Source organism: Acinetobacter sp. CS-2 (genome assembly GCF_016599715.1).
GTDB lineage: Bacteria > Pseudomonadota > Gammaproteobacteria > Pseudomonadales > Moraxellaceae > Acinetobacter.
Genome location: NZ_CP067019.1, coordinates 96,673 through 118,284, shown reverse-complemented (window position 1 = coordinate 118,284; position 21,612 = coordinate 96,673). Strand labels below are relative to the sequence as shown.

At 39.2% G+C, this 21,612-nt stretch carries 19 protein-coding genes and 1 pseudogene; 17 read left to right on the top strand and 3 right to left on the bottom strand.

The features are described from left to right. Positions 1-35: 35 nt before the first annotated feature. The 9 genes and pseudogenes from JFY49_RS17450 to glmS all read left to right on the top strand — a co-directional run. Positions 36-220 (top strand): annotated as a pseudogene (locus JFY49_RS17450) (type II toxin-antitoxin system HipA family toxin); the annotation flags it as partial. Between the two features lie 118 nt (positions 221-338). Beyond that, positions 339-575: a VF530 family DNA-binding protein gene (locus JFY49_RS00535; protein ID WP_002058193.1), complete on the top strand. Its 237-nt coding sequence runs from the start codon at positions 339-341 to the stop codon at positions 573-575. A 585-nt stretch (positions 576-1,160) separates the two neighbouring features. Further along, on the top strand, positions 1,161-2,276 hold the full coding sequence (gene ribBA / locus JFY49_RS00530; protein ID WP_180176252.1) for a bifunctional 3,4-dihydroxy-2-butanone-4-phosphate synthase/GTP cyclohydrolase II: 1,116 nt from the start codon (positions 1,161-1,163) through the stop codon (positions 2,274-2,276). 18 nt (positions 2,277-2,294) lie between these two features. After that, entirely contained in the window at positions 2,295-2,765 is a 471-nt protein-coding gene (gene ribE, locus JFY49_RS00525; protein ID WP_086196720.1) for a 6,7-dimethyl-8-ribityllumazine synthase, read from the top strand. Between the two features lie 4 nt (positions 2,766-2,769). After that, on the top strand, positions 2,770-3,219 hold the full coding sequence (gene nusB / locus JFY49_RS00520; protein ID WP_086196721.1) for a transcription antitermination factor NusB: 450 nt from the start codon (positions 2,770-2,772) through the stop codon (positions 3,217-3,219). A gap of 18 nt (positions 3,220-3,237) precedes the next feature. Further along, complete coding sequence (gene thiL / locus JFY49_RS00515) at positions 3,238-4,155, top strand: thiamine-phosphate kinase (protein ID WP_180174367.1); 918 nt, start codon at positions 3,238-3,240, stop codon at positions 4,153-4,155. Continuing rightward, positions 4,133-4,654: a phosphatidylglycerophosphatase A gene (locus JFY49_RS00510; RefSeq protein ID WP_200223453.1), complete on the top strand. Its 522-nt coding sequence runs from the start codon at positions 4,133-4,135 to the stop codon at positions 4,652-4,654. The genes thiL and JFY49_RS00510 overlap by 23 nt, the downstream gene beginning before the upstream one ends. A gap of 21 nt (positions 4,655-4,675) precedes the next feature. Next, positions 4,676-6,040, top strand: a complete 1,365-nt coding sequence (gene glmU, locus JFY49_RS00505) for a bifunctional UDP-N-acetylglucosamine diphosphorylase/glucosamine-1-phosphate N-acetyltransferase GlmU (RefSeq protein ID WP_086196724.1) — start codon at positions 4,676-4,678, stop codon at positions 6,038-6,040. A gap of 13 nt (positions 6,041-6,053) precedes the next feature. Beyond that, on the top strand, positions 6,054-7,892 hold the full coding sequence (glmS, locus tag JFY49_RS00500) for a glutamine--fructose-6-phosphate transaminase (isomerizing) (protein ID WP_180042645.1): 1,839 nt from the start codon (positions 6,054-6,056) through the stop codon (positions 7,890-7,892). 591 nt (positions 7,893-8,483) lie between these two features. Here the strand turns inward: glmS and JFY49_RS00495 are convergent. Next, complete coding sequence (locus tag JFY49_RS00495) at positions 8,484-8,969, bottom strand: GNAT family N-acetyltransferase (protein WP_180003567.1); 486 nt, start codon at positions 8,967-8,969, stop codon at positions 8,484-8,486. Then, positions 8,959-9,225 (bottom strand): DUF1778 domain-containing protein, encoded by a 267-nt coding sequence (locus JFY49_RS00490; RefSeq protein ID WP_039890759.1) that lies wholly within the window; start codon positions 9,223-9,225, stop codon positions 8,959-8,961. The genes JFY49_RS00495 and JFY49_RS00490 overlap by 11 nt, the downstream gene beginning before the upstream one ends. A 429-nt stretch (positions 9,226-9,654) precedes the next feature. On the opposite strand from JFY49_RS00490, the gene JFY49_RS00485 reads away from it, so the two are divergent. The 8 genes from JFY49_RS00485 (at position 9,655) to JFY49_RS00450 (ending at position 19,958) form a co-directional block, all read left to right on the top strand. Then, the gene (locus JFY49_RS00485; protein ID WP_180003570.1) at positions 9,655-10,458 is read left to right on the top strand and encodes a TnsA endonuclease C-terminal domain-containing protein; all 804 of its coding nucleotides are present in this window, start codon (positions 9,655-9,657) and stop codon (positions 10,456-10,458) included. Further along, positions 10,445-12,565: a Mu transposase C-terminal domain-containing protein gene (locus tag JFY49_RS00480; RefSeq protein WP_180003572.1), complete on the top strand. Its 2,121-nt coding sequence runs from the start codon at positions 10,445-10,447 to the stop codon at positions 12,563-12,565. Before JFY49_RS00485 ends, JFY49_RS00480 begins: the two co-directional genes overlap by 14 nt. Then, on the top strand, positions 12,562-14,244 hold the full coding sequence (locus JFY49_RS00475) for an AAA family ATPase (RefSeq protein WP_200223451.1): 1,683 nt from the start codon (positions 12,562-12,564) through the stop codon (positions 14,242-14,244). The genes JFY49_RS00480 and JFY49_RS00475 overlap by 4 nt, the downstream gene beginning before the upstream one ends. 73 nt (positions 14,245-14,317) lie before the next feature. Beyond that, positions 14,318-15,811, top strand: coding sequence for a TnsD family Tn7-like transposition protein (locus JFY49_RS00470; RefSeq protein WP_265092671.1), 1,494 nt, complete (start codon positions 14,318-14,320; stop codon positions 15,809-15,811). Next, positions 15,804-16,154 (top strand): hypothetical protein, encoded by a 351-nt coding sequence (locus tag JFY49_RS00465; protein WP_227609505.1) that lies wholly within the window; start codon positions 15,804-15,806, stop codon positions 16,152-16,154. Before JFY49_RS00470 ends, JFY49_RS00465 begins: the two co-directional genes overlap by 8 nt. Before the next feature lie 19 nt (positions 16,155-16,173). Next, entirely contained in the window at positions 16,174-17,202 is a 1,029-nt protein-coding gene (locus JFY49_RS00460) for a transposase (RefSeq protein WP_200224774.1), read from the top strand. A 76-nt stretch (positions 17,203-17,278) separates the two neighbouring features. Next, a complete protein-coding gene (locus JFY49_RS00455; RefSeq protein WP_227609503.1) occupies positions 17,279-18,499 on the top strand; it encodes a Tn7-like element transposition protein TnsE in 1,221 nt (406 codons plus the stop codon). Positions 18,500-18,587: 88 nt separating this feature from the next. Next, positions 18,588-19,958: a phosphomannomutase CpsG gene (locus JFY49_RS00450; protein WP_200223450.1), complete on the top strand. Its 1,371-nt coding sequence runs from the start codon at positions 18,588-18,590 to the stop codon at positions 19,956-19,958. A 106-nt stretch (positions 19,959-20,064) separates the two neighbouring features. On the opposite strand, the gene JFY49_RS00445 is transcribed toward JFY49_RS00450, so the two are convergent. Next, complete coding sequence (locus tag JFY49_RS00445) at positions 20,065-21,507, bottom strand: capsule assembly Wzi family protein (protein ID WP_200223449.1); 1,443 nt, start codon at positions 21,505-21,507, stop codon at positions 20,065-20,067. Between the last annotated feature and the right edge of the window lie 105 nt (positions 21,508-21,612).

The following is a 21,612-nucleotide window of genomic DNA, read 5'->3' as shown; positions in this document are numbered from 1 at the left end:
ACAATGGATGGGGTGAATATTGGCTTTAGGGTACACTGGTCGCCTCAACAGTAATCACAGGTCAACCATTAATTGCCTTTAAGTACAGTGCTGAAGCGATCCGTAAAGGTTTAGAGCTTTTCTCTTACCTACTTCCATAAAAAGGTGACCCATTAAGAAAAAATTTCCTACACAGCAAATGGGATTACAAAGTCATATATATGATACATCACCCGATGGCTAGGCGTGCTCCAGAATTTTGGTGGCTATTCAGTCCATCATTACCTACATTCCAACTCTCTAGTTTTCCAACTAGCCCAGGTTATAATAATGGCCACCCAAAATACTATTGATCTATTATGAATACCTCCAATGACCCTTTACACGGCAAAAAACTTGCTGACATTTTGGATGAATTATTGGATTACTACGGTGGCTTTGAAGGTTTAAGTCGTAAAATTGAAATTAGATGTTTTTGCATAGACCCAAGTGTTAAATCATCATTGCGATTCTTGCGTACCACACCATGGGCACGTGAAAAAGTAGAAAGCTTATATTTGTACGTATTACGTCAAAAGGCAAAACAGAAACCGTAGCCCCAGGCAACACCCCTCTCATCATAAAATTATACCAGTCAGTAAAATACCTTTAGATTAAGCATGTGTATGTTGGTTATTATTGTTGATTATCACAATAAATTAGTGACCAAAAATCAAAGTACTCCACCCTACCTTAAATTACACCACACAAAATAAAAACCCTATATAACTGTTATATATAGAGTTTATTAAAATACCAATTATGTTATTTAGTGTATTTTATGTCGGTGACTCTTGCCAAGGTTGGGGTACGGGAGTTCGAGTCTCCTTTCCCGCTCCAGATTCAAAAAAGCCCTCATCGAAAGATGGGGGCTTTTTTATTCTATTCGCATACAAAACCCTATAAATCAGCAGCATTTTGCATAAGCTTGTCATTATTTATGTATTTCAACTGCTTAAAGATTCAGCATAATCACGGCTTTTTAAAATAAAGGCCTCTTTTCAAGCGTTCAGGCTCTGTGTATAACAATGAACCAGGAATGGAAATCAATAAGCATAGGCAAACATCGTAAAAAAACGGTAGACTATGCAACAATCAATGCAAGCAAAATGTCATTTGAGACAAAAAGAAGGTGAAGGTTGATGCCGCTCAATACCGTTGAAGAGCTCGTAGCAGATATCCGTGCAGGAAAAATGGTCATCCTGATGGATGATGAAGACCGTGAAAATGAAGGTGATCTCGTCATTGCTGCGACTCACATACGTCCTGAAGACATCAACTTCATGATCACACATGCACGTGGTTTGGTTTGTCTCACCTTGAGCCGCGACCGTTGTCAACAGCTCAATCTTCCCCTCATGGTAGATGCCAACGGCGCCCAGCATGGGACTAACTTTACGCTTTCAATTGAAGCCGCCAACGGTATTACCACAGGTATTTCAGCAGCTGAACGTGCTCATACCATTCAGACTGCTGTGGCCGCGCATGCCAAACCTGCGGACATTGTACAACCGGGTCATATTTTTCCGTTGATGGCACAGCCAGGTGGCGTATTGCACCGTGCCGGGCATACTGAAGCAGGCTGTGACTTGGCCCGTCTTGCAGGACTTGAACCTGCATCAGTGATTTGTGAAATTATTAAAGAAGACGGCACCATGGCGCGCCGTCCAGATTTAGAAATTTTTGCTGAAAAGCATGGTTTAAAAATCGGGACTATTGCGGATTTAATCCATTACCGCATGACCAATGAACAAACGGTTGAACGTCTGGATCAACAAACTTTAAATACGGAATACGGAACTTTCGAACTGTTCCGTTACCGTGAAATTGGTAACCCGGATATTCATTTAGCCTTGGTTAAAGGTGAACCAAAAGAAGGGGTCACTACCGTTCGCGTTCATGGCTTTAACCCAGTACGTGACCTGCTGAAAATCAACAAGCAAGATGGCGAACCGGCCTGGAATCTTGACAAAGCGCTGAAAGAAATTGCTTCTAGCGAGCGTGGCGTTTTGGTGTGGATTGGCCAACATCATCTACCGGACCTTGGCCCTGCGCTGGAAAGTTTAAATACACCCAAACCAGCCAAATCCAATGCTGCACTGTCTCAGCAGTACCAAACCATTGGTGTCGGTGCCCAGATTTTACGTGATTTAGGCGTTGAGAAAATGAAATTGCTCAGCTCTCCATTACGTTTTAATGCGTTATCAGGTTTTAACTTAGAAGTGGTGGAATACATCACTGCACATCAAACAACTTAAGAAATCATCGAGGTTGCTATGGCAGTTCGCCGTATTGAAGGTATGTTACATCTCGCGAGCGAAGGCCGTTACGCGATTTTAGTGGGTCGTTTTAATAGTTTTGTTGTCGAACATCTATTAGAAGGCGCAATTGATACATTGAAACGTCATGGTGTATCAGAGGATAATATCACTGTTGTTCATGCACCTGGCGCTTGGGAACTTCCGGTAGTGGCTAAGAAACTGGCTGCTGCTGATCGTTTTGATGCCATCATTGCCCTGGGCGCAGTGATTCGTGGTAGCACGCCGCACTTCGACTTTGTTGCTGGCGAATGTGCCAAAGGTTTAGGCGTGGTTGGCCTGGACACTGGCTTACCGATCATTAATGGTGTATTGACTACGGATAGTATTGAACAGGCGATTGAACGCTCGGGTACAAAAGCAGGTAATAAAGGCAGTGAAGCTGCTCTTACTGCGATTGAAATGGTTAACTTGTTAAAGGCTATTTAACGCTATGTCGCAAACACTTCAAGCAACTTATGCAGCAAAACGCAAAGCACGTCGTTTTACTGTACAAGGAATTTATGAATGGCAGATGAGCCACAATCCGGTACATGAAATTGAAGCACGTACACGTGTGGAGAATGCCATGCACAAAGTGGATCTCGGCTATTATCATGAATTGTTGACTCAAGTGGTTGCCAATCATGAAGCATTGGATGCGCTCTTAATCCCTGTGCTGGATCGTGAAATTAGTGCGCTTGACGGCGTTGAACTCGCGACTCTTCGTCTGGGTGCGTATGAATTGAAAGAACATCTTGAAATTCCATATCGTGTCGTTTTAGATGAAGCAATCGAGCTGGCTAAACATTTTGGCGGTGCAGACAGCCATAAATACATCAACGGTGTATTGGATCGTTTAGCGACAACCTTGCGTGCAGCAGAAAAGCAACAAGCCAACTAAATAAAGTAGATTTGTTGTATGGCTGAGTTCTCGATCATTGATACTTATTTTAATCGACAAACTTCTGCGTCGGTCGATTTGGGTGTCGGTGATGACTCAGCCTTGCTCACCCCTCCTCCACAGCAACAACTGGTCATCTGTGCCGATACTTTAGTTGCTGGACGACATTTCCCCTTAGATACAAATCCCCATGCCATCGGCTGGAAATCTGTTGCAGTCAATTTATCTGACATTGCCGCCATGGGTGCCAAACCGCACAGCATTTTACTGGCATTGAGCCTACCCCAAATTGATCATGACTGGCTCAAAGGCTTTAGCCAGGGTTTATATGATTGCTGCGATCAATTTGGGGTGAGTTTAATTGGCGGTGATACCACGCAAAGTCCTCATCTCACCATTTCGGTCACTGCACTTGGCTGGATAGAAACCGGCAAAGCCATCACACGCTCAGGCGCACAAGTCGGTGATTATGTCTGTGTCTCTGGCACAGTCGGTGATGCTGCATTTGCTTTGCACAATTTAGGACATTCGCTACAAAAACGTCTGGATTATCCAACGCCACGTTGTCAGCTTGGACAACAACTCAAAGGCCTGGCATCCAGCATGATAGATGTGTCTGATGGATTAGCACAAGATTTAGGCCATATTTTAAAAGCCTCAAAAGTGGGTGCAATACTGGAATTAAGCCAGTTACCGATCAGTCCAGATTTACAAAATTTAACTCAAGAACAGCAATGGCAATATGCCCTCGCGGGTGGCGATGACTACGAGTTATGCTTTACAATAAGCCCGCAAAATTATGAAAAGCTTTTGCAACAACAATTAGATGTCAACATTAGCAAAATTGGACAAATTGACCAAAAAACTGAGTTAACTTTTGTGCAGAATGGCGTAGATCATTCGCTGCATTTTCATGGATATCAACACTTTGCATAAACCTGTGATTCATTTTAAAGACATGTCCTGGTACAACCGCTTTATCGTTTTTTGCGGTGTCGGATTTGGTTCCGGGTTGTTACCCAAAGCTCCGGGCACTTTTGGTTCGGCCTTTGCATTGCTGTTTGTTCCTGCCTGGCTTGCAATTGGCTTTACAACCTCCATTATCGCCATGATTTTAATGTCACTTATTGGCATTTATATTTGCGGGCAAACCGCTAAAGTAATGGGCGTACATGACGATGGCCGTATTGTTTGGGATGAATTTGCAGGACAATCGATTACATTTCTGCCCCTGATTTACTTCGCACAAATGAGCTGGCTTTGGGTGCTCGTCGGATTTGTCCTGTTCCGCTTATTTGATGTCTGGAAACCCTGGCCTATTCGTGTCATCGACCGACAAGTCGGTGGCGGTTTCGGCATTATGTTTGACGATATTATTGCCGGCATTTGGGCCGCAATCTGTATTCTCGTGTACCTCAACATTTCAATGGCTTAAGCCAAGTTTTTAAGGTGTATTATGTCAACTTCTGTGATTATTCTTGCTGCCGGTAAAGGAACTCGAATGCGTTCGAGCTTACCCAAAGTATTGCAGCCGCTCGCAGGACGCCCTCTACTCGGTCATGTCATTGAAACGGCTAAAAAATTAAATGCCAAAAATATTATTACCATTTTTGGACACGGCGGTAATCTAGTTCAACAAGCTTTTGCACAGGAAAATGTTCAATGGGTAGAACAAGCCGAACAGCTGGGTACTGGTCATGCGGTAAAAGTGACTTTACCGGTGCTACCTACTGATGGCGTTTCACTGATCCTTTCCGGTGATGTCCCTTGCATTAGCCAAGAAACCTTAGAGAAGCTGCTCGCTGTTTCACGTGAAACAGGAATTGGCCTGGTGACATTAACCCTGGCCGATGCTACCGGTTATGGTCGTATCGTACGTGAAAACAATAAAATTCAGGCCATTGTTGAGCATAAAGATGCAAGCGATGCACAGCGTCAAATTAAGGAAATTAATACCGGTATTTACTGTGTCAGCAATGCCAAACTGCATCAATGGTTACCAAAATTAAGCAACAACAATGCCCAAGGCGAATATTACCTGACGGATATCGTGGCCATGGCGATTGCCGATGGTCTTGAAGTGGCTTCTGTAGAACCGGAACGTGCCTTTGAAGTTGAAGGCGTGAATGACCGGGTCCAGCTTGCAGCTTTAGAACGTGAATTCCAGCTCTATCAGGCCAAACTTCTGATGCAGCAAGGTGTGCATATCATTGATCCAAACCGTTTCGACTTACGTGGCAATCTTACAGTCGGTCAAGACGTACGTATCGACATCAACGTGATTATCGAAGGCGATTGTGAACTTGGCAATAATGTAGAAATTGGTGCGGGTTGTGTCATTAAGAATACCAAGATTGCAGCAGGCACCAAGGTACAACCCTACAGTATCTTTGACAATGCCGTGGTCGGTGAAGATACGCAAATTGGTCCATTTGCCCGTTTACGTCCAGGTGCCAAACTGGCCAATGAAGTCCATATCGGCAACTTTGTTGAAGTTAAAAATTCAAGTATTGGACTCGGTTCTAAAGCCAATCACTTTACTTATTTAGGTGATGCCGAAGTTGGCGCAGGTTCAAATATTGGTGCCGGCACCATTACCTGCAATTATGATGGCGCGAATAAATTTAAAACCATTATTGGTGATTCAGCTTTTATCGGCTCGAACAGTTCACTGGTTGCTCCGGTCAGTATCGGCAATGGAGCAACTGTGGGTGCTGGCTCAGTCATCACACGCGATGTCGCAGAAAATAGTTTGGCCTTTGAACGCTCAAAACAAGTGGCTAAAGAAAACTATCAACGCCCCCAAAAACTGAAAAAATAAGAGGATTATAAATATGTGCGGAATTGTCGGTGGCGTTGCAGAACGTAATATTAGCAATATTTTAATTGAAGGCCTGAAGCGCCTTGAATACCGTGGCTACGATTCAGCTGGGGTTGCACTGATCAATGGCGGTCATGTCCTGCGCGAACGCCGTGTGGGTAAAGTGATCAACCTAGAACAGGCAGTGAATGAGTCGAATATCGAAGGTTCACTGGGGATTGCCCATACCCGCTGGGCAACCCATGGCAAACCGACTGAAAATAATGCTCACCCGCATGTTTCTGGTACGGTGGCTGTGGTGCATAACGGCATTATTGAAAACTATCAAGAACTGAAAGACGATCTTGAAGCTCTAGGCTATGTGTTTACTTCACAAACAGATACTGAAGTTGTTGCGCATCTGGTGAATGATGCATTGAAATCAACTTCCAGTCTTCTAGAAGCGGTTCAACAGGTTGTTCCTCAGCTCAAAGGGGCTTATGCACTGGGTATCGTGCATACTGATCATCCGAATGAGCTGATTACCGTTCGTGAGGGTTCACCTTTGGTTATTGGTGTCGGCATTGGCGAGAACTTTATCAGTTCGGATCAATTGGCCCTGCTTCCAATTACCAACCGTTTTATTTACCTGGAAGAAGGTGATATTGCACGTTTAACACGCAACAGTATTGAAGTGTTCGTGGATGGGAAATTGGTGAATCGTCCAGTAAAAGAACTGGATGCAACAGTCAGCAATGCGTCTAAAGGTGAATATAAGCACTACATGCTCAAAGAAATTTATGAGCAACCTGAAGCGATTCAGCAGACCATTTCCCAAGCCTTGAATGGCAACGATTTACGCGAAGATTTCTTAAATAAGGCCGTTGCTGATTTTGAAAAGATTCAACAGGTGCAAATTATTGCCTGTGGAACCAGTTACCATGCCGGCATGATTGCAAAATACTGGTTTGAGCAACTGATTGACCTACCTTGCCAAGTCGAAATTGCCAGCGAATTCCGTTACCGCACCCCTGTGATTGTCAATAACACACTTTATGTATGTATTTCTCAATCCGGTGAAACCGCCGATACTTTGGCTGCTCTGCGTGATACCCAAAAACGCGCTGCTGCAAAAAGTTTAAACATTACCACTATGACCATTTGTAATGTGGCTACATCTTCAATGGTACGTGAAACCAATCATAGCCTGTTAACCTTGGCTGGACCTGAAATTGGCGTTGCGTCAACCAAAGCATTTACCACCCAGCTTGCCGCACTCATGCTGCTGGTACTTAAGATTGGTCAAGTCAAGCAAACTATCTCGGCTGAACAAATTACCGCCATTACCACTGATTTATGGCATACCCCTAAGGTTATCTTAGATACCCTACAACAAAATAAAGACATTCTGCGTTTATCTGAACTGTTTGTGGAAAAACAGCACTGCCTGTTTTTAGGCCGTGGTACCGAGTTCCCAATTGCCCTTGAAGGTGCATTGAAACTGAAAGAAATTTCATATATTCATGCCGAAGGCTATGCAGCAGGTGAACTGAAACATGGTCCATTGGCACTGGTGGACAATGACATGCCGGTGGTGATTCTTGCTCCGCAAGACGACATGCTCGACAAGCTCAAATCCAATATGGAAGAAGTTCAGGCCCGTGGTGGTGAACTGTTTGTCTTTGCCGATGAGAACAGCGGCATTAAAGGCAAAGAGCGTCAGCATGTGGTTCATGTGCCAAGTATCAGTCCACTCCTTGCGCCAATTGTTTACAGTATTCCTGTGCAGCTACTGTCATACCATGTGGCTGTCTTGCGTGGAACGGATGTCGATCAGCCACGTAACCTGGCAAAATCGGTCACGGTTGAATAATAAATTTTGATATAAGGCTGGTGTGTTCGTATAATTAAGTTTGTACCAAATAATTAAGTTTAGATTTAATTATTTAAGTTTGGATATTAATGAAGTAAACGAATAACCCCACCCTGTAGACCCAGTGATTCTTCACCAAGTCTACAGGGTTTTTAATATAATTAAATTCAAATTAGAGTCAAACCAGAAATATAAAATTATTACTAATATATTCAATTAGATAGACATATAAAAATCTCACCCTAGATTCAAAAAGCATTCCTTTTTGACCTCACCTTGAAAAAATTTCATTTTTATTTAAAGTATGCTTCGCCTTTCTGCGCAAGAATTCGCATTTTAAATGCGGAAGAATATTATGCAAACTTAATTTCATCTAGAATTAAAGATAGTAAATATTAATACAAACTTAATTTTAAAAACAAAAAAACAATGAATAAGATATATCAACAACTTAAGATAAAAAATAAAACAAACTTAATTAAATTACCATAATTAGACGCAGTATTTGGTCATAAAGCAAAATAAGGGATAAGGAACTATGTGCAAACTCTGAATAAGTCTATTAGCTATTCCTGTTACTAGCAGCCCACCTTATTTAAAATGAGGTATTTCATTCACTGGATATATTAATGTTAATGGATTTGATGTTAATGAGATAAAGCCAAACCGCTGATAAAACTCCATAGCTTTTTGATCCTTAGCATGTATTACAACAAAATTTACGCCAATAATTTGAGCAACTTTTGAAACTTGTTTAAGAGCATGTGCTAAAAGTACTTTTCCAACTCCTTGCCCCTGTGCTGCTTGATCAACGGCAAAGCGACCCACAACCACACAAGGTAAGGGATAACGAGGTAATCGTTTAGTGAGAACAGCATCAACCCCATCAAATCCTATAGAGGTACTTGATAGACAATAAAATCCCCTCACCTGTGCATCATCAATAGCAACATAGGTTTTACTTGTTCCTGATTTCTGATGTTGGGATGCGTATTGTTTTATGAACTTATTTAAATCATCTTGCCCACAATTAAATGATTTTTTCTGATGATGGGCTTGTAAAACCTCAATTTTCATCCAATAAACTCATTAAATTTTTCATCTCATCATTTGCAGGGCGTGGATTTTCAAGCAAATTCATTAACATATCACGATCAGCATTATTTACTTTTAACTCGTGATTAGATTTAAGTAATTCTTTTGCTCGTTCAAATGAGGATTGGATCATAAAGGAACTCACACTAAGACCCAATAAATTCGCAGCTTGCTCAATTACATTCTTTGCATCTACGGTTGAACGAACATTGATTCGTTCTGTTGCTAAGTTAGCCATATTTTCCACCAATTTGTACATCATAATGATGTACAAATTATAGCAGATTAAGGTAGTACTTTAAGATCCAAATTTACATATTTTGTTCTAAAATATTTGGAATAGAAAATAAGCATTTTACTATGAACCAGAATGAATGGTCGGGTTTGAGTCTGAATATGCAATTGGTTTACATAAGAATATGCAACGATGTTTACTAAGATGTAATTTGAATACTTTTGCCTATCATCAACGTTTTTTTAAACTCATTAATTGAGTATTAAAATACCATATTAATTATTAAGTTGCTGAATTAAATAAATAATTAAATAAAAATTATAAAATTTTGTTTGTATATAAATATATTTAAGTTTGTATGTTTTTGCTAAATACAAAATTAACCCGCTTCAGATATGATTAATTATCCACCAAAACCCACAGGTCTTCTGTATGGCAAAAATTATAAAAAACTATGAAGAACTAGTAACAGAAGGGTATGGCCAGGGCCATGGACGCGATTATAAACCTTGTAAAACTGTTCAAAACTTCAGTTCAATTGGTCGCTCTCACAGAGTACAAGGCCGTGTCAGTAAACGTCTTCATCACTTATTTTCTGATCTAGAGCTATCTACCTTTTTACTGCTTGACTGGAATCAGAACGTTACAGATATTCGCGAGCATTATCCTTTGGATATCTATGATCTTAACTCCATCTGTTCTCGTTTCCGAATGAAAAAAGTGTCGATTGACTATATACCTTTTACCCTATCTTCAGATTTTTTAGTTGATTTTGGTAAGTTTTCTATAGCCCTTGACACTCTTTACAGCAAAGATCTGAATAAAGCTCATGTTATTGAGTCATTAGAAATTAAACGTCGCTATTGGGAAGAAGAGCACAATACGCCGTTCAAGTTGATTACTGAAAAAGACATTCCTGCTACGGTACTAGAGAACATTAAATGGTTGTATGTAGAAAAAAATGACCTTGAAATAACAAATCACATGATCGATCTAGCAGTTTATTTTATGGAAGAAATTAGCCAGTACCCTCAAAGCTCATTAATCCAATTTTGTAAGCATTTTGACCAAACTCAAAAAATGGGTATCGGAGCGACGCTCGCATTGTTTAGAAAATTATTTGCACTGCGAATACTTCAATTTAATCTAGAAATTTCGTACTTGGAGCTTAAACTCTCTGATATTCATGCAAGTAATTTGCTCCAGAATGAGAATACAGTCCATGCAACTAATTAATTCAGTTTACATCTTGAATTCAACACAATACCGAATACTCAAATTCTTACCGCAGTATACGGTATGGATTGCGATTGATAATAAAAATGCTTTTCCTGAACTCATTTTGTCTAAGGAACTTCAAACTCTCTCAGATGATCAAAGCCTGATACCAGCGCAAGATCCTTATGAATACTTAAAACGATTAAACTTGAGTGAAGATTCTATTCAACTCAAAAAAAGAGATGAAAACTTTTTAATTATTCAAGATTTAATTAATGATGAACAAGTTCTTATCAATGCAAAAATCAGGACTGCAAAAATTAAAACTCTACATCTAGAGAAAGAAGTATCAATTAATAAAATTCTACGACTCCTAAGACGCTACTGGCAGCGTGGTCAAACGATAAATGCTTTGGTACCGGACTATGAAAACTCAGGTGGAAAAGGCCAAAAAAGAACGATAGGTGATAAAAAAATTGGCAGACCACGCATCTATGAATCAAATGAAGGTAAGAATGTTACTGAACAGGTTGAATTATATTTTAAGAAAGCCATCGAAGAGTATTTAGTTCCTGTCAAAAAACAATCCATTAACGAAACTTATCTTCGGTTTAAAAATTTATTTTCCAAGCACTTTCATCAAGTGCAAGCTGGAGATATTCCAACGTATGCTCAATTCTACTACTTTTATAATACGCGATATAGAAATAAGAACAATTCCAAGGAAATTCTGAAGAATCAGAAAACCCTGAAAGATCACAAACCTCTGACTTCAACAGCGACCAAGCAAGCAAATGGTCCTGGTGCACGTTATGAGATAGATTCAACAGTCGCTGACATCTATCTAGTATCATCACGAGATCCATCACAGATTATTGGCCGACCTACCGTATATATTGTTATCGATGTATTCAGCAGGATGATTACTGGACTTTATGTCGGTATGGAAAACAGTTCATTTAACACAGCTATACAATGCCTCAGCGTTGCAATCCAAGATAAAGTGACATTCTGTCAGAGTTATGGCTTGCAAATACAACCAGAAGACTGGCCTATTTATGGTTTACCTGGTGCCATACTTGCAGACCGCGGTGAACTAATTGGCTATCAAATTGAACTTCTTGAAAAAAACTTTTCTGTTCGTATTGAAAATGCGCCACCGTATCGAAGCGATGCCAAAGGTATTGTGGAGAGGGCTTTTGGAATCATTCAGTCACGCTTTAAATCCTACGAGAATATTGGTGTTGTTTCTGGATTCAAGGAAAAAAAGAAAGGCGGACATGATTATCGACTAGAAGCTTGTCTAACTCTGGAAGAGTTCAGAAAAATCATCTTAAGCTGCGTCTTGTTACGCAATAATTTTGATATTTTGACGAAATACGATCGTAGTGCCGATATGCCGACTGACCTGCCTTCTATCCCCCTTAAGCTCTGGCAGTGGGGTCTACAGCACCGTACTGGGATGTTAAGACAAGTGGATAACAAATCACTATATGTTGGCTTGTTACCTAGGACCGACGCCTCCTTAAGTGACAAGGGACTTAAAGTCAAAGGCTTACTCTATCAATGTCTGGAAATGCATCAACAAGGCTGGTTTATTCGTAACACGACCAAATCCCGCCCGAAAAAGTTGCGGATTGGTTTTGACCCATACTCAGTAAATACCATTTATGTTTTCTTTGATGAAAATAAGTTGGAATACTGGGAAGCGCACTTAAGTGATGCCTCACGTCAATATCAGCATCTGACCTGGTGGGAAGCTGAACAAATTCAAAAAGCAATCAAAACTGTTGAAAAACAACATTCACAACTAAAGTCTGTAGCCATTAGTGAATTACAGGATTTTACTGACAAAATCATCCACACAGCACAGAGCCGGCAGGCTCAAGCAGGAGTTCACCAACTTTCTAAAGCACAACGTACTCGGGATATTCGTCAGAACAAACAAGAAGCAATTCAGGTGGAACGTGAGGAACATCTCCAAAATAGGTCCGTCAATTCTATCCGGACTATCCATTCCAACCAAGACAATACTCCAACACCCCCATCTCACAGCAGCAATCTGGATTTGACCAGTCAACCAGACTTAATGAGACAATTATTTGAAGAGGACGATGAAGAATGAATAATAATGAACTCGCGGTCAACACATCGATAGAAGATATCTATGGGGATAATCCTCTCATTACTCAATTACCGCCTATCCTTGACACAAAATCGGTCATTAAACACCTACGAGGGAAACTGAAATTTATTCCAGAACAGCGTTTCTTACCCCAACCAGAAAGAATCCATCTGATTGCTCAGTTGCCTCATGATTTTTTTCAACCACTGACCAAACATCTATCCCTTGAGCAAAAAATTTCTATTATGATTCGGCAAGGTTATGTGAGTAGAAACATCACTAATGGTGATAGACATCGACATTTACACGCTGCTTTTCAGCAACTAGAACCATCAAATGAAAGCTGTTACCGCTATGCACCTCCAGAGTCGACTGCAACTAGCATGTCAATTATAGGATGTTCGGGAAGCGGTAAAACAACGACAATGAACAAAATTTTGCGTTATTACCCGCAAGTGATTGAACATAGAGAGCTGGGATTAAAACAAATTGTTTACCTTAAAATTGATTGTCCGCATGACAGCTCTTTAAAAAACTTATGCTCAAACTTTTTTAGAGCAGTAGATTTAGCATTAGGAGATACAAACTTCGAGCATCGTTTCACCAGAAGTCGCTTAAATGTGAATGCCATGCTGCAGCAGATGAAAATTATCGCAAATAATTATTCAATTGGACTTTTAATCATTGATGAAATCCAGCATTTGAATACAAAAAAATCTGGCGGGGCTGAAATCATTCTTAATTTCTTTGTCACACTTGTGAATGTGGCATCCATTCCAATTGTGATGATTGGGACACCCAAAGCCAATGAAATTCTGCAAGAAGACTTAAGATCAGCTAGACGCAGTGCGGGATTAGGCTCTTTAATCTGGGAACCTATGTGCAATGAAGCACCCACTCCCGATCCTAGCACCCCTGATCAAATGATCATTTCCGAATGGTATGCTTTTACCAACAAGCTGTGGCAATATCAATGGGTTCAACAACCAGCTGAACTGACCGATGAATTAAGAAACACTTGGTATTATTATACGCAGGGCATTCCAGATTTAGTGGTTAAACTGTTCTGCTTGGTGCAGATTCATGCAATCACCATTGGTCTGGAAAAAATCACATCTGAACTTTTTAAAAAAGTCTACGAAGAACAATTACAGCCAGTCCACGATATTTTGGATGCACTCCGCTCAGGCAACCCCACACGTATTGCACGGTATTCTGACTTAACTATCCCTCAAGTTCAAATTGAGGAATATGTTGAACAACACCGTTTCAAAGCTGCATTAAAAACGGAAAAACAGCATAAAGATCTAGGACCACATTATTCCACACTTATAGGTATGCTAACGGCCTTAGGTCACCCCGCTGCTACAATAGATCTGCATGTCACTTCTGCATTAAAAAAATATCCAAACGAGAACTTACAGGTACTACTCCAGCATATTCTGGAAGTATTAGACGGCTCTGTAGCAAAAGATAAATTGGACCAGCCTCAGACCACAACTTCGGTAAGAAAACCAAGAACATCACGCAAAGTCATGAAAGCAGAAGAATGGAAGAGCACTGAAGCCAATGACTTACGGAATTTTTTCAGTCAAGCACAAGAAAAGGAAGTAGATGTTTATGAGCTATTAAAATCATCTCACTATTTGTTTGATCCCACCTCTCCTGTGTTGCATTAAACAAAAAATAGAGAGTAAGTGTATTATGATTTCAAATTTTCCAATACCATATCCAGATGAGTTAATTTACAGTGTGATTGCACGTTATGCTATTCACAATGGAATTTTAAGTCCCAAATACCTTACTGAAGAATTATTCAATAATAGAAATTTGACGCCAACTTACGATTTACCATCTCATATAGGAAAATTGGCTAGTTATTTACCCGATTGCTATGATGCACTCTATTTAATCAACCACCACACCTTATTACCAATTTATCAACCATTTCAACCTGATACAGTGATGCGTTATGCTGTACATGTATTACAGGGTGAACAGTATCAATCATTACATACCAAGTTGGGAAAAAATGCGTCGCGAATCAAATCTGTGAATTTTTTTCGGTTCTGTCCGCATTGTTGGCAAGAACAGATGGAACAATATGGTGAAGTGTATTGGAAACGTAGCTGGCAGATTACAGGATATGAATATTGCATAAAGCATGAATCTGCCCTTTTTGTCAGCTCTGTTCCTTGCAATGGGCTAGACCGAAGATTTTATAATGCTCATTTAAATGTCCTTATTGACTCCTCACAACTTTTTATTAATTCACAAGACTTAAAGCGTCATCTAGAGTTAGCAAAAATAATCGAGGATCTACTTATTCAATCTAGCCATAATGCAGTACAAGATGTTTCGATTTTATCAAATGCCTACTTCAATCTATTGAAAGACAGAGACTTACTGTCAGGTCAAAAAAATATCAATTACGAAAAAGTCCGTCAGCTTGTTGTCGATTATTGGGGCGAAAGTTTTCTTCAATATTATCAATTAGGTGATCTGAGCTCTGAGAACTGCTGGCTCAAGAATATCTGTAGAAAACATCGTAAAGCATTTTCTTATCTTGAGCATCTCATCGTATTAAAGGCACTTGTTCCCGAACAAAGTCCTATTTATACATACCAACAGTATTTGGATCTAGCGACAGTAGGTATAGAGGAACAAGCCATTCCTGTCACTGTAAAACACAAGACTTACCAAGTCCTGTCAGATGATCAACTGAAATGGATACAATTGATTCAGGATATGTCAGTCAAACTAGCTCGTAAACATGATGGTGCACTGTACGCACGTTTATATCGCAATCATAAAGATTGGCTGTTACAAATCAATCAAACCGCTATCATGACACCACTCTCTCTACCCAAACCACGTGTCGATTGGAGTATTCGGGATCGTCAGTTTATGAAACAATTGATTAAAATACGTGATGAATTATTAGAAGACTTAGACTCCCCACAATGGACCAAAAAGTTTTTAATTAAACAACTTGGGCATGTCAGCCTAATTGAAAAAAACTGGCATTTTCTGCCGTTGACCAAAGCATTTTTGGAGCGCTACGCTGAGTCGGTGGATTGTTATCAAATACGTCGTCTGACACGAACATATATTCGTCAACAAACTGAGAATAAATACTATCCACCGAGTGTTTTTTTACGTGTATCAGGATTAAGTGAGCAGCGATTAACGCCAGAAGCACGTCGATTTTTTAATAATATTTGGGAAGAAATAAAAAATGAGTGATTGTTCAACCGACTTTTTACCAAAAGAGATGATTTACTATACTGCGACAAAAATTAGTCGACGCGGTCAAACTCGGTTTGATATTGATACTCATTTGTTTAACCCTATTATTAACCGTCCTATTCAACTTAAATTACCGATTGAGAGTGTTCTTCTATACCGCTATAGAACCCAAATTGATGCCTCTCCTACAAAATTATTCACTCACACACTTGAACATGTAAATTTCACAACATTTAGAACTATTATTTTACCGGAGGGTGAGGATCAAAAAATACATGAAGGCCGGATATGTTTTGAATTTAATAGGACTTACGCATTGACAGATTCAAAAAAGTATTAAAATGCTTTATAAAGTATCTGTGATCAGACGAATTAAACATGCTTCTACAGCAACTTGTACTCTACCCATTTATATGGGCTTTCTCATGACAGAACCGAACTCTATTAGCTGCACACAACTTGCCGAGACTTATAACATCTCGCATGATAGTGTAAATCGCTTTCTAGAGCGTGAAGACTACACACCTCACGACCTATATCAAGAAGCAATTCAACATATTGATAATAATAAACTTATAGTCAGTATTGATGATACTGTTTTAGATAAACCGTATAGTCAGCATATGGACTTAGTTAGCTATTTTTGGTCAGGCAAACACCACCGATCCGTCAAGGGTATTAATCTCATTACCTTGTATGCGACAGATCAAAATGGTCAAAATATTCCAATTAATTTCCGAATTTATGACAAATCTGAAAGTAAAACCAAGAATGATTACTTTATGGATATGTTAAGTGAAGTACTCAGTTGGGGTGCAAAGATTCAATTTATTACAGGTGATAGTTGGTATTCATCGACTGGAAATCTAAAAACCATAAGAAAATATGGTATTCGATTTATGTTTGGTATCGACTGTAACCGTAAGGTTTCCCCAGAAAAAGGACAATGGTTTCAACTGCGTTTATTGCCAAATTTCCATCAGGGTCAAGTGGTCTGGCTCAAAGATTTTGGCTTTGTACAATTATTTAAGACTCAGTTAAAAGAACAGCAGAGGTTTTATATTGTGCATCAAGATCAAGATGATTTATTGTCCTTTGAGGGTTTTCATGAATTACATTCAAGTCATTGGAAAATAGAGCAATATCACCGAGTGATTAAACAGGTTTGTCATATTGAAAAGTTTCAAGTAAGACGATCTAAACTGATTTTGAATCATATTTTTGCAGCCTTGATGGCCTACGTCGAGATACAAAAGAACCAGTTTGAGCGGATCTTTGAAAATGTATATCGTTGGCAGAAGAAATTATTTAGACCAATGATCAAAAACTTCATTGATGACTTTATTCTCGATAAAAATCATCTGCTACCACAGAGAATCTATAAATAATAGTGCGTAAGTCCTATTTAATTACTACTCAACAGTTTTAAAGAAAAATATTACTATTCAAATACCTAAGCTTATCTTGGCCCGCGATTTATTTTTCTCTCATCCTTATTTAATTCGGGCGGCACTTTTTGCAGAAAATTATTCAACCGATGTTTTAGTGGATAGAAATGATGAAAAGGCTATTCATATTAATATAGCAAAAAACAAAAAAATTATGAACGCAGATGTCTCTGATCCTCATTTTTTGAAGAAGCTCGCTTTAATTTTATTACAGCCTGATTTAAATAAAGCCTTCCTTAGTATTTATCAGAAAACAATTATTGATCAAAAAGGCGCTAAAAGTTTTAATTTTGACATGGAAGTGCCTGATCTTAAAAATATTGATCTAACAGTAGATGGAATTTATGATAAAAAAACAGGTATTTACAGAATTGAGCGCATTACATCTTTCAAAAATCTTGATACAGCTATCAACCGTCCTATTCAATTTCATTTCACTTCAAAAAAAATCATACAACAGGTCAAAAATGCTCAAGGGCAAGGTTCAAACAAACCAAAACCAGCGAGTCAACCTAAAGAGAAATTGAATAAAAATGCTGAGGCAGATATCGATAAACTACTGGCCAAGCTAAGAAACCTACCTGGAGAAATTTATACAATTGAAGAATTAAAAATTTCTTTAGAGACACCTCCTGCTAAAACTGTAGTACGAAAAAGACGAAAGCAAATGGATAAAGATCAAAATCAAGAAGAAGGATTTGCTGGTGGAGAAGGAGATATAGAGGGTACAGTGTCTGGATTTACAACAGAATCAGAAATTCAACTAGAGCGAGTCACTTATAAAGACTTGATTAAACTATTGGAGCAAATTGAAGAAAAGGGATATAAAACCAAAGAAATCAAGAACTCACCTTTTAAAATATATAAACGTTTCAGAGGCCATAAGTTTGCAAACAATCAATTACGCTACTTTTATGTCTATAAAATTTTTAACATAGAAAATAACCATCAATTTTATTTGTGTGAAATTGATACTTCAGATGGTAAAAAAAATATCTCCACCTTATTACTCCCATATGAAGAAAAAACTCAACGATTAATTGAGACAGATTTGGATATATTAAACAATTCGATACTGTCTCAATCACTCAGTTGGCCTAAAAAGTTTCTATCTGAGATAAGAGGTATTACTGCCTTTACTACAATTAATCATCCTTCTAAACAGAAACAACTAGAAGATGTAAATTATTACGCTGACTGGGCTCAACGAATCTTAGCAAAGGTAAAATCAATATAAAGGTTAAACAGTATCTTGGCATATAGGAGCGATTTTCCTTCTATAATCATACCTTCCTTACTTCGCAGGAATTATTTCGAGAATTTAGATGACACAACTTACTTGTTTTAAAGCCTATGACATTCGCGGCAAACTTGGTACAGAACTCAATGAAGAGATTGCTTATAAAATTGGCCGTGCCTATGGGCAAATTTATCAACCTAAAACATTGGTTGTGGGCTGCGACATCCGTCTCAGCAGTGAAGATTTAAAACAAGCCACCATCAAAGGTCTGAATGATGCGGGTGTTGATGTATTAGATTTAGGTATGACGGGGACTGAAGAAGTCTATTTCGGTGCCTTTCATCTAGATGTTCAAGGTGGGATCGAAATCACGGCAAGCCACAACCCGATGGACTATAACGGCATGAAATTGGTCCGCGAAAATGCACGTCCGATTGGAGCCGATTCAGGGTTAAAAGAAATTCGCTTATTGGCTGAATCAGGCAACTTTAATGAAGTTATCACTAAAGGCAAAACTGAAAAATACAATATTCTTCCTGAATATATTGATCATTTAATGTCTTATATTGATCCTGCCAAAATTCGCCCACTCAAATTAGTCATGAATGCTGGTAATGGTGCTGCGGGCCATGTGGTCGATGCCATTGAAGTAAAGTTCAAACAACTTAACATTCCTGTTGAATTTGTGAAAATTCACAATGATGCTGATGGTACTTTCCCGAATGGTATTCCCAACCCGATTTTAGTTGAAAACCGTGACAGCACCCGTAATGCGGTGATTGACCATCATGCAGATATGGGTATCGCGTGGGATGGTGACTTTGACCGCTGCTTCTTATTTGATGAAAAAGGTCAATTCATTGAAGGCTATTATATTGTCGGTCTATTGGCACAAGCGTTCTTACTGAAACAAGCTGGTGAAAAAATTGTGCATGACCCACGTCTTGTATGGAATACCTTTGATGTCATTGAACAATACCAAGGTGAAGCGATTCAGTCTAAATCAGGGCATTCATACATTAAAGAAAAAATGCGTGAGCACAATGCAGTGTATGGCGGTGAAATGTCAGCACATCATTACTTCCGTGATTTTGCTTACTGTGACAGTGGTATGATTCCTTGGTTATTGGCAATTTCTGTACTCTCAGAAACCCAGCAAACATTGTCTTCACTGGTTGAAGGTATGATTGAAAAGTTCCCTTGTTCGGGTGAAATCAATTTTAAAGTTGCGGATACTCAAGCCACCATTCAAAAGATTTTTGATCACTTTGCCGATCAAAATCCTGCGATTGATGAAACGGATGGTGTCAGTCTAAATTTTGGTGCATGGCGTCTAAATGTACGTGCTTCCAATACTGAACCTTTATTACGTCTCAACATTGAAAGCCGTAAAGACCAAAATCCAAAACCGATGCAAGACTATGTGGATGAATTAACACAGCTGATTCAAGGTTAGTATTGTTCTGCATTCCAATAAAAAAAACCATTCAACTTATTCATTAAGTTGAATGGTTTTTTTCTTAGCTCAACTAGAAAGAAATTCTATTTAAGCTGACAACTGATTAAAATAATGAACGATCCAATGGAATTTCGACTCCGATAGACACTCCCGCATCTTGACCATAGACATCAGAATCACTCACCCATCCATTCAGCTTCAATGGCGCATTTGGTTTTAAGTAATGTGTCCAAGTAAGATCTAAAGCTTTAATTTCATCTTTTTGCGCAAATGCATGATTGGTACTTGAATTAGACTGATTGACTTTTGCCATCAACACACGTCCATTTAAGCGATTCATAACATCAAAGCGAATATCTCCACCAAGACTTACCATTTGACCATCCCCGCCCATGGCATGCCCTAACGGGAAGCCGTGTTGATAATAGCCATCTTGATAAATATAGTGATTATAGGAAATACCTTGTACGTCGCCATTGGTTCGAGTATCAGCCCATTCCGCATACACCTGGAAAGGTAAATTATTCAATTGTGAAGAATAATCTACCCCTGCTAAATACATTTTTTTTGAAGGAAGAAGCCCAGCTTCATCTTCACCTACATATTGCCCATAGAGGCTAATCGGGACACCACTCCAGTGGTTTAAATTAAGGCGTGCATCAAAACCTGCAATTTGATTAGACTTATCTAGATCGCCATCATAAAAGTTGTCATTACCTTTAATTGCATTCCATAATGAGTCAAAACTTTCTGAGCGCCCCTCACCTCCCCATTGAAGAATTCGAGAAGCGCCTAGCTCCAAGTAAGGCAATGGCTGTGCAGTTAGACGCAGCCCTAATAGTTTGGCATCTGGAATCGCACTGTAGTCATCTAATTGACCTGCAAAAGCTTGATATTGCCAAGGTCCAATCCAAGACAACCACTTTGTTTCAAAGGCCTGTTGTTCCGCTCTTTGCATAGTAAAACCATAAACAGGGCGACTCGCATCACCACGGATTAGGCTTCCTTCATGTCCAGGTCCCCAATAGGTTGGGATTTGTCCCGCAATCAACCATTGATTCCACAATTTTCCTGCAATATAAGAACCTTCTAAATTGACATCATGTCCATGGTCAATGATTGGATCTTTTTCAGTATTGACTCGCAGTCTTGCATCCCACTGCGTTCCACCTGCATTCAATTCAAGGGCCGCTTGATATTGCGATTTTTGCTCATCTGCAAATTTTTGCGGGATGTTCTGTGGATCTGTTTCAGCAAATAAAGCGAGCTTAATAGAGGTATTTTCTGCTTCTAAATTTGCCATAACCGAATTGACAACTTTCTGCTGAGCATTATTTTCAATTTTGGCAGTAGATAATGCACGCTGAATTTCTTCACCACTCAATGGCCAAGTCGAAGTGCTGATTTGAATCACACCTTGTTGGTTCAGCCAATTTAGATCTGTACGTAGACCATCATTATTCAAAATGATCCCTTGAGCGTAAACCGGCAGAGCTAGAGAAGAAAAAATGGCAAATGATAAAACCCTAAGAGATTGATATTTCATATATTATTTCAGTCAATTTATCTTTCACATATGATAACGATTTTTTTCAAACAAAAGATAAGATCTATCATCATTTTTGCACAATCAATACACGACTCACGACTT

Excerpts from the sequence above, each read along its gene's own strand:
- JFY49_RS00450 (WP_200223450.1), top strand. The coding sequence starts at position 18,588 with ATGACACAACTTACTTGTTTTAAAGCCTATGACATTCGCGGCAAACTT.
- thiL (WP_180174367.1), top strand. The coding sequence starts at position 3,238 with ATGGCTGAGTTCTCGATCATTGATACTTATTTTAATCGACAAACTTCT.
- ribBA (WP_180176252.1), top strand. The coding sequence starts at position 1,161 with ATGCCGCTCAATACCGTTGAAGAGCTCGTAGCAGATATCCGTGCAGGA.
- JFY49_RS00480 (WP_180003572.1), top strand. The coding sequence starts at position 10,445 with ATGCAACTAATTAATTCAGTTTACATCTTGAATTCAACACAATACCGA.
- JFY49_RS00475 (WP_200223451.1), top strand. The coding sequence starts at position 12,562 with ATGAATAATAATGAACTCGCGGTCAACACATCGATAGAAGATATCTAT.
- glmS (WP_180042645.1), top strand. The coding sequence starts at position 6,054 with ATGTGCGGAATTGTCGGTGGCGTTGCAGAACGTAATATTAGCAATATT.
- JFY49_RS00445 (WP_200223449.1), bottom strand. The coding sequence starts at position 21,507 with ATGAAATATCAATCTCTTAGGGTTTTATCATTTGCCATTTTTTCTTCT.
- glmU (WP_086196724.1), top strand. The coding sequence starts at position 4,676 with ATGTCAACTTCTGTGATTATTCTTGCTGCCGGTAAAGGAACTCGAATG.
- JFY49_RS00495 (WP_180003567.1), bottom strand. The coding sequence starts at position 8,969 with ATGAAAATTGAGGTTTTACAAGCCCATCATCAGAAAAAATCATTTAAT.
- ribE (WP_086196720.1), top strand. The coding sequence starts at position 2,295 with ATGGCAGTTCGCCGTATTGAAGGTATGTTACATCTCGCGAGCGAAGGC.
- JFY49_RS00465 (WP_227609505.1), top strand. The coding sequence starts at position 15,804 with ATGAGTGATTGTTCAACCGACTTTTTACCAAAAGAGATGATTTACTAT.
- JFY49_RS00490 (WP_039890759.1), bottom strand. The coding sequence starts at position 9,225 with ATGGCTAACTTAGCAACAGAACGAATCAATGTTCGTTCAACCGTAGAT.
- JFY49_RS00535 (WP_002058193.1), top strand. The coding sequence starts at position 339 with ATGAATACCTCCAATGACCCTTTACACGGCAAAAAACTTGCTGACATT.
- JFY49_RS00485 (WP_180003570.1), top strand. The coding sequence starts at position 9,655 with ATGGCAAAAATTATAAAAAACTATGAAGAACTAGTAACAGAAGGGTAT.
- JFY49_RS00510 (WP_200223453.1), top strand. The coding sequence starts at position 4,133 with ATGGATATCAACACTTTGCATAAACCTGTGATTCATTTTAAAGACATG.
- nusB (WP_086196721.1), top strand. The coding sequence starts at position 2,770 with ATGTCGCAAACACTTCAAGCAACTTATGCAGCAAAACGCAAAGCACGT.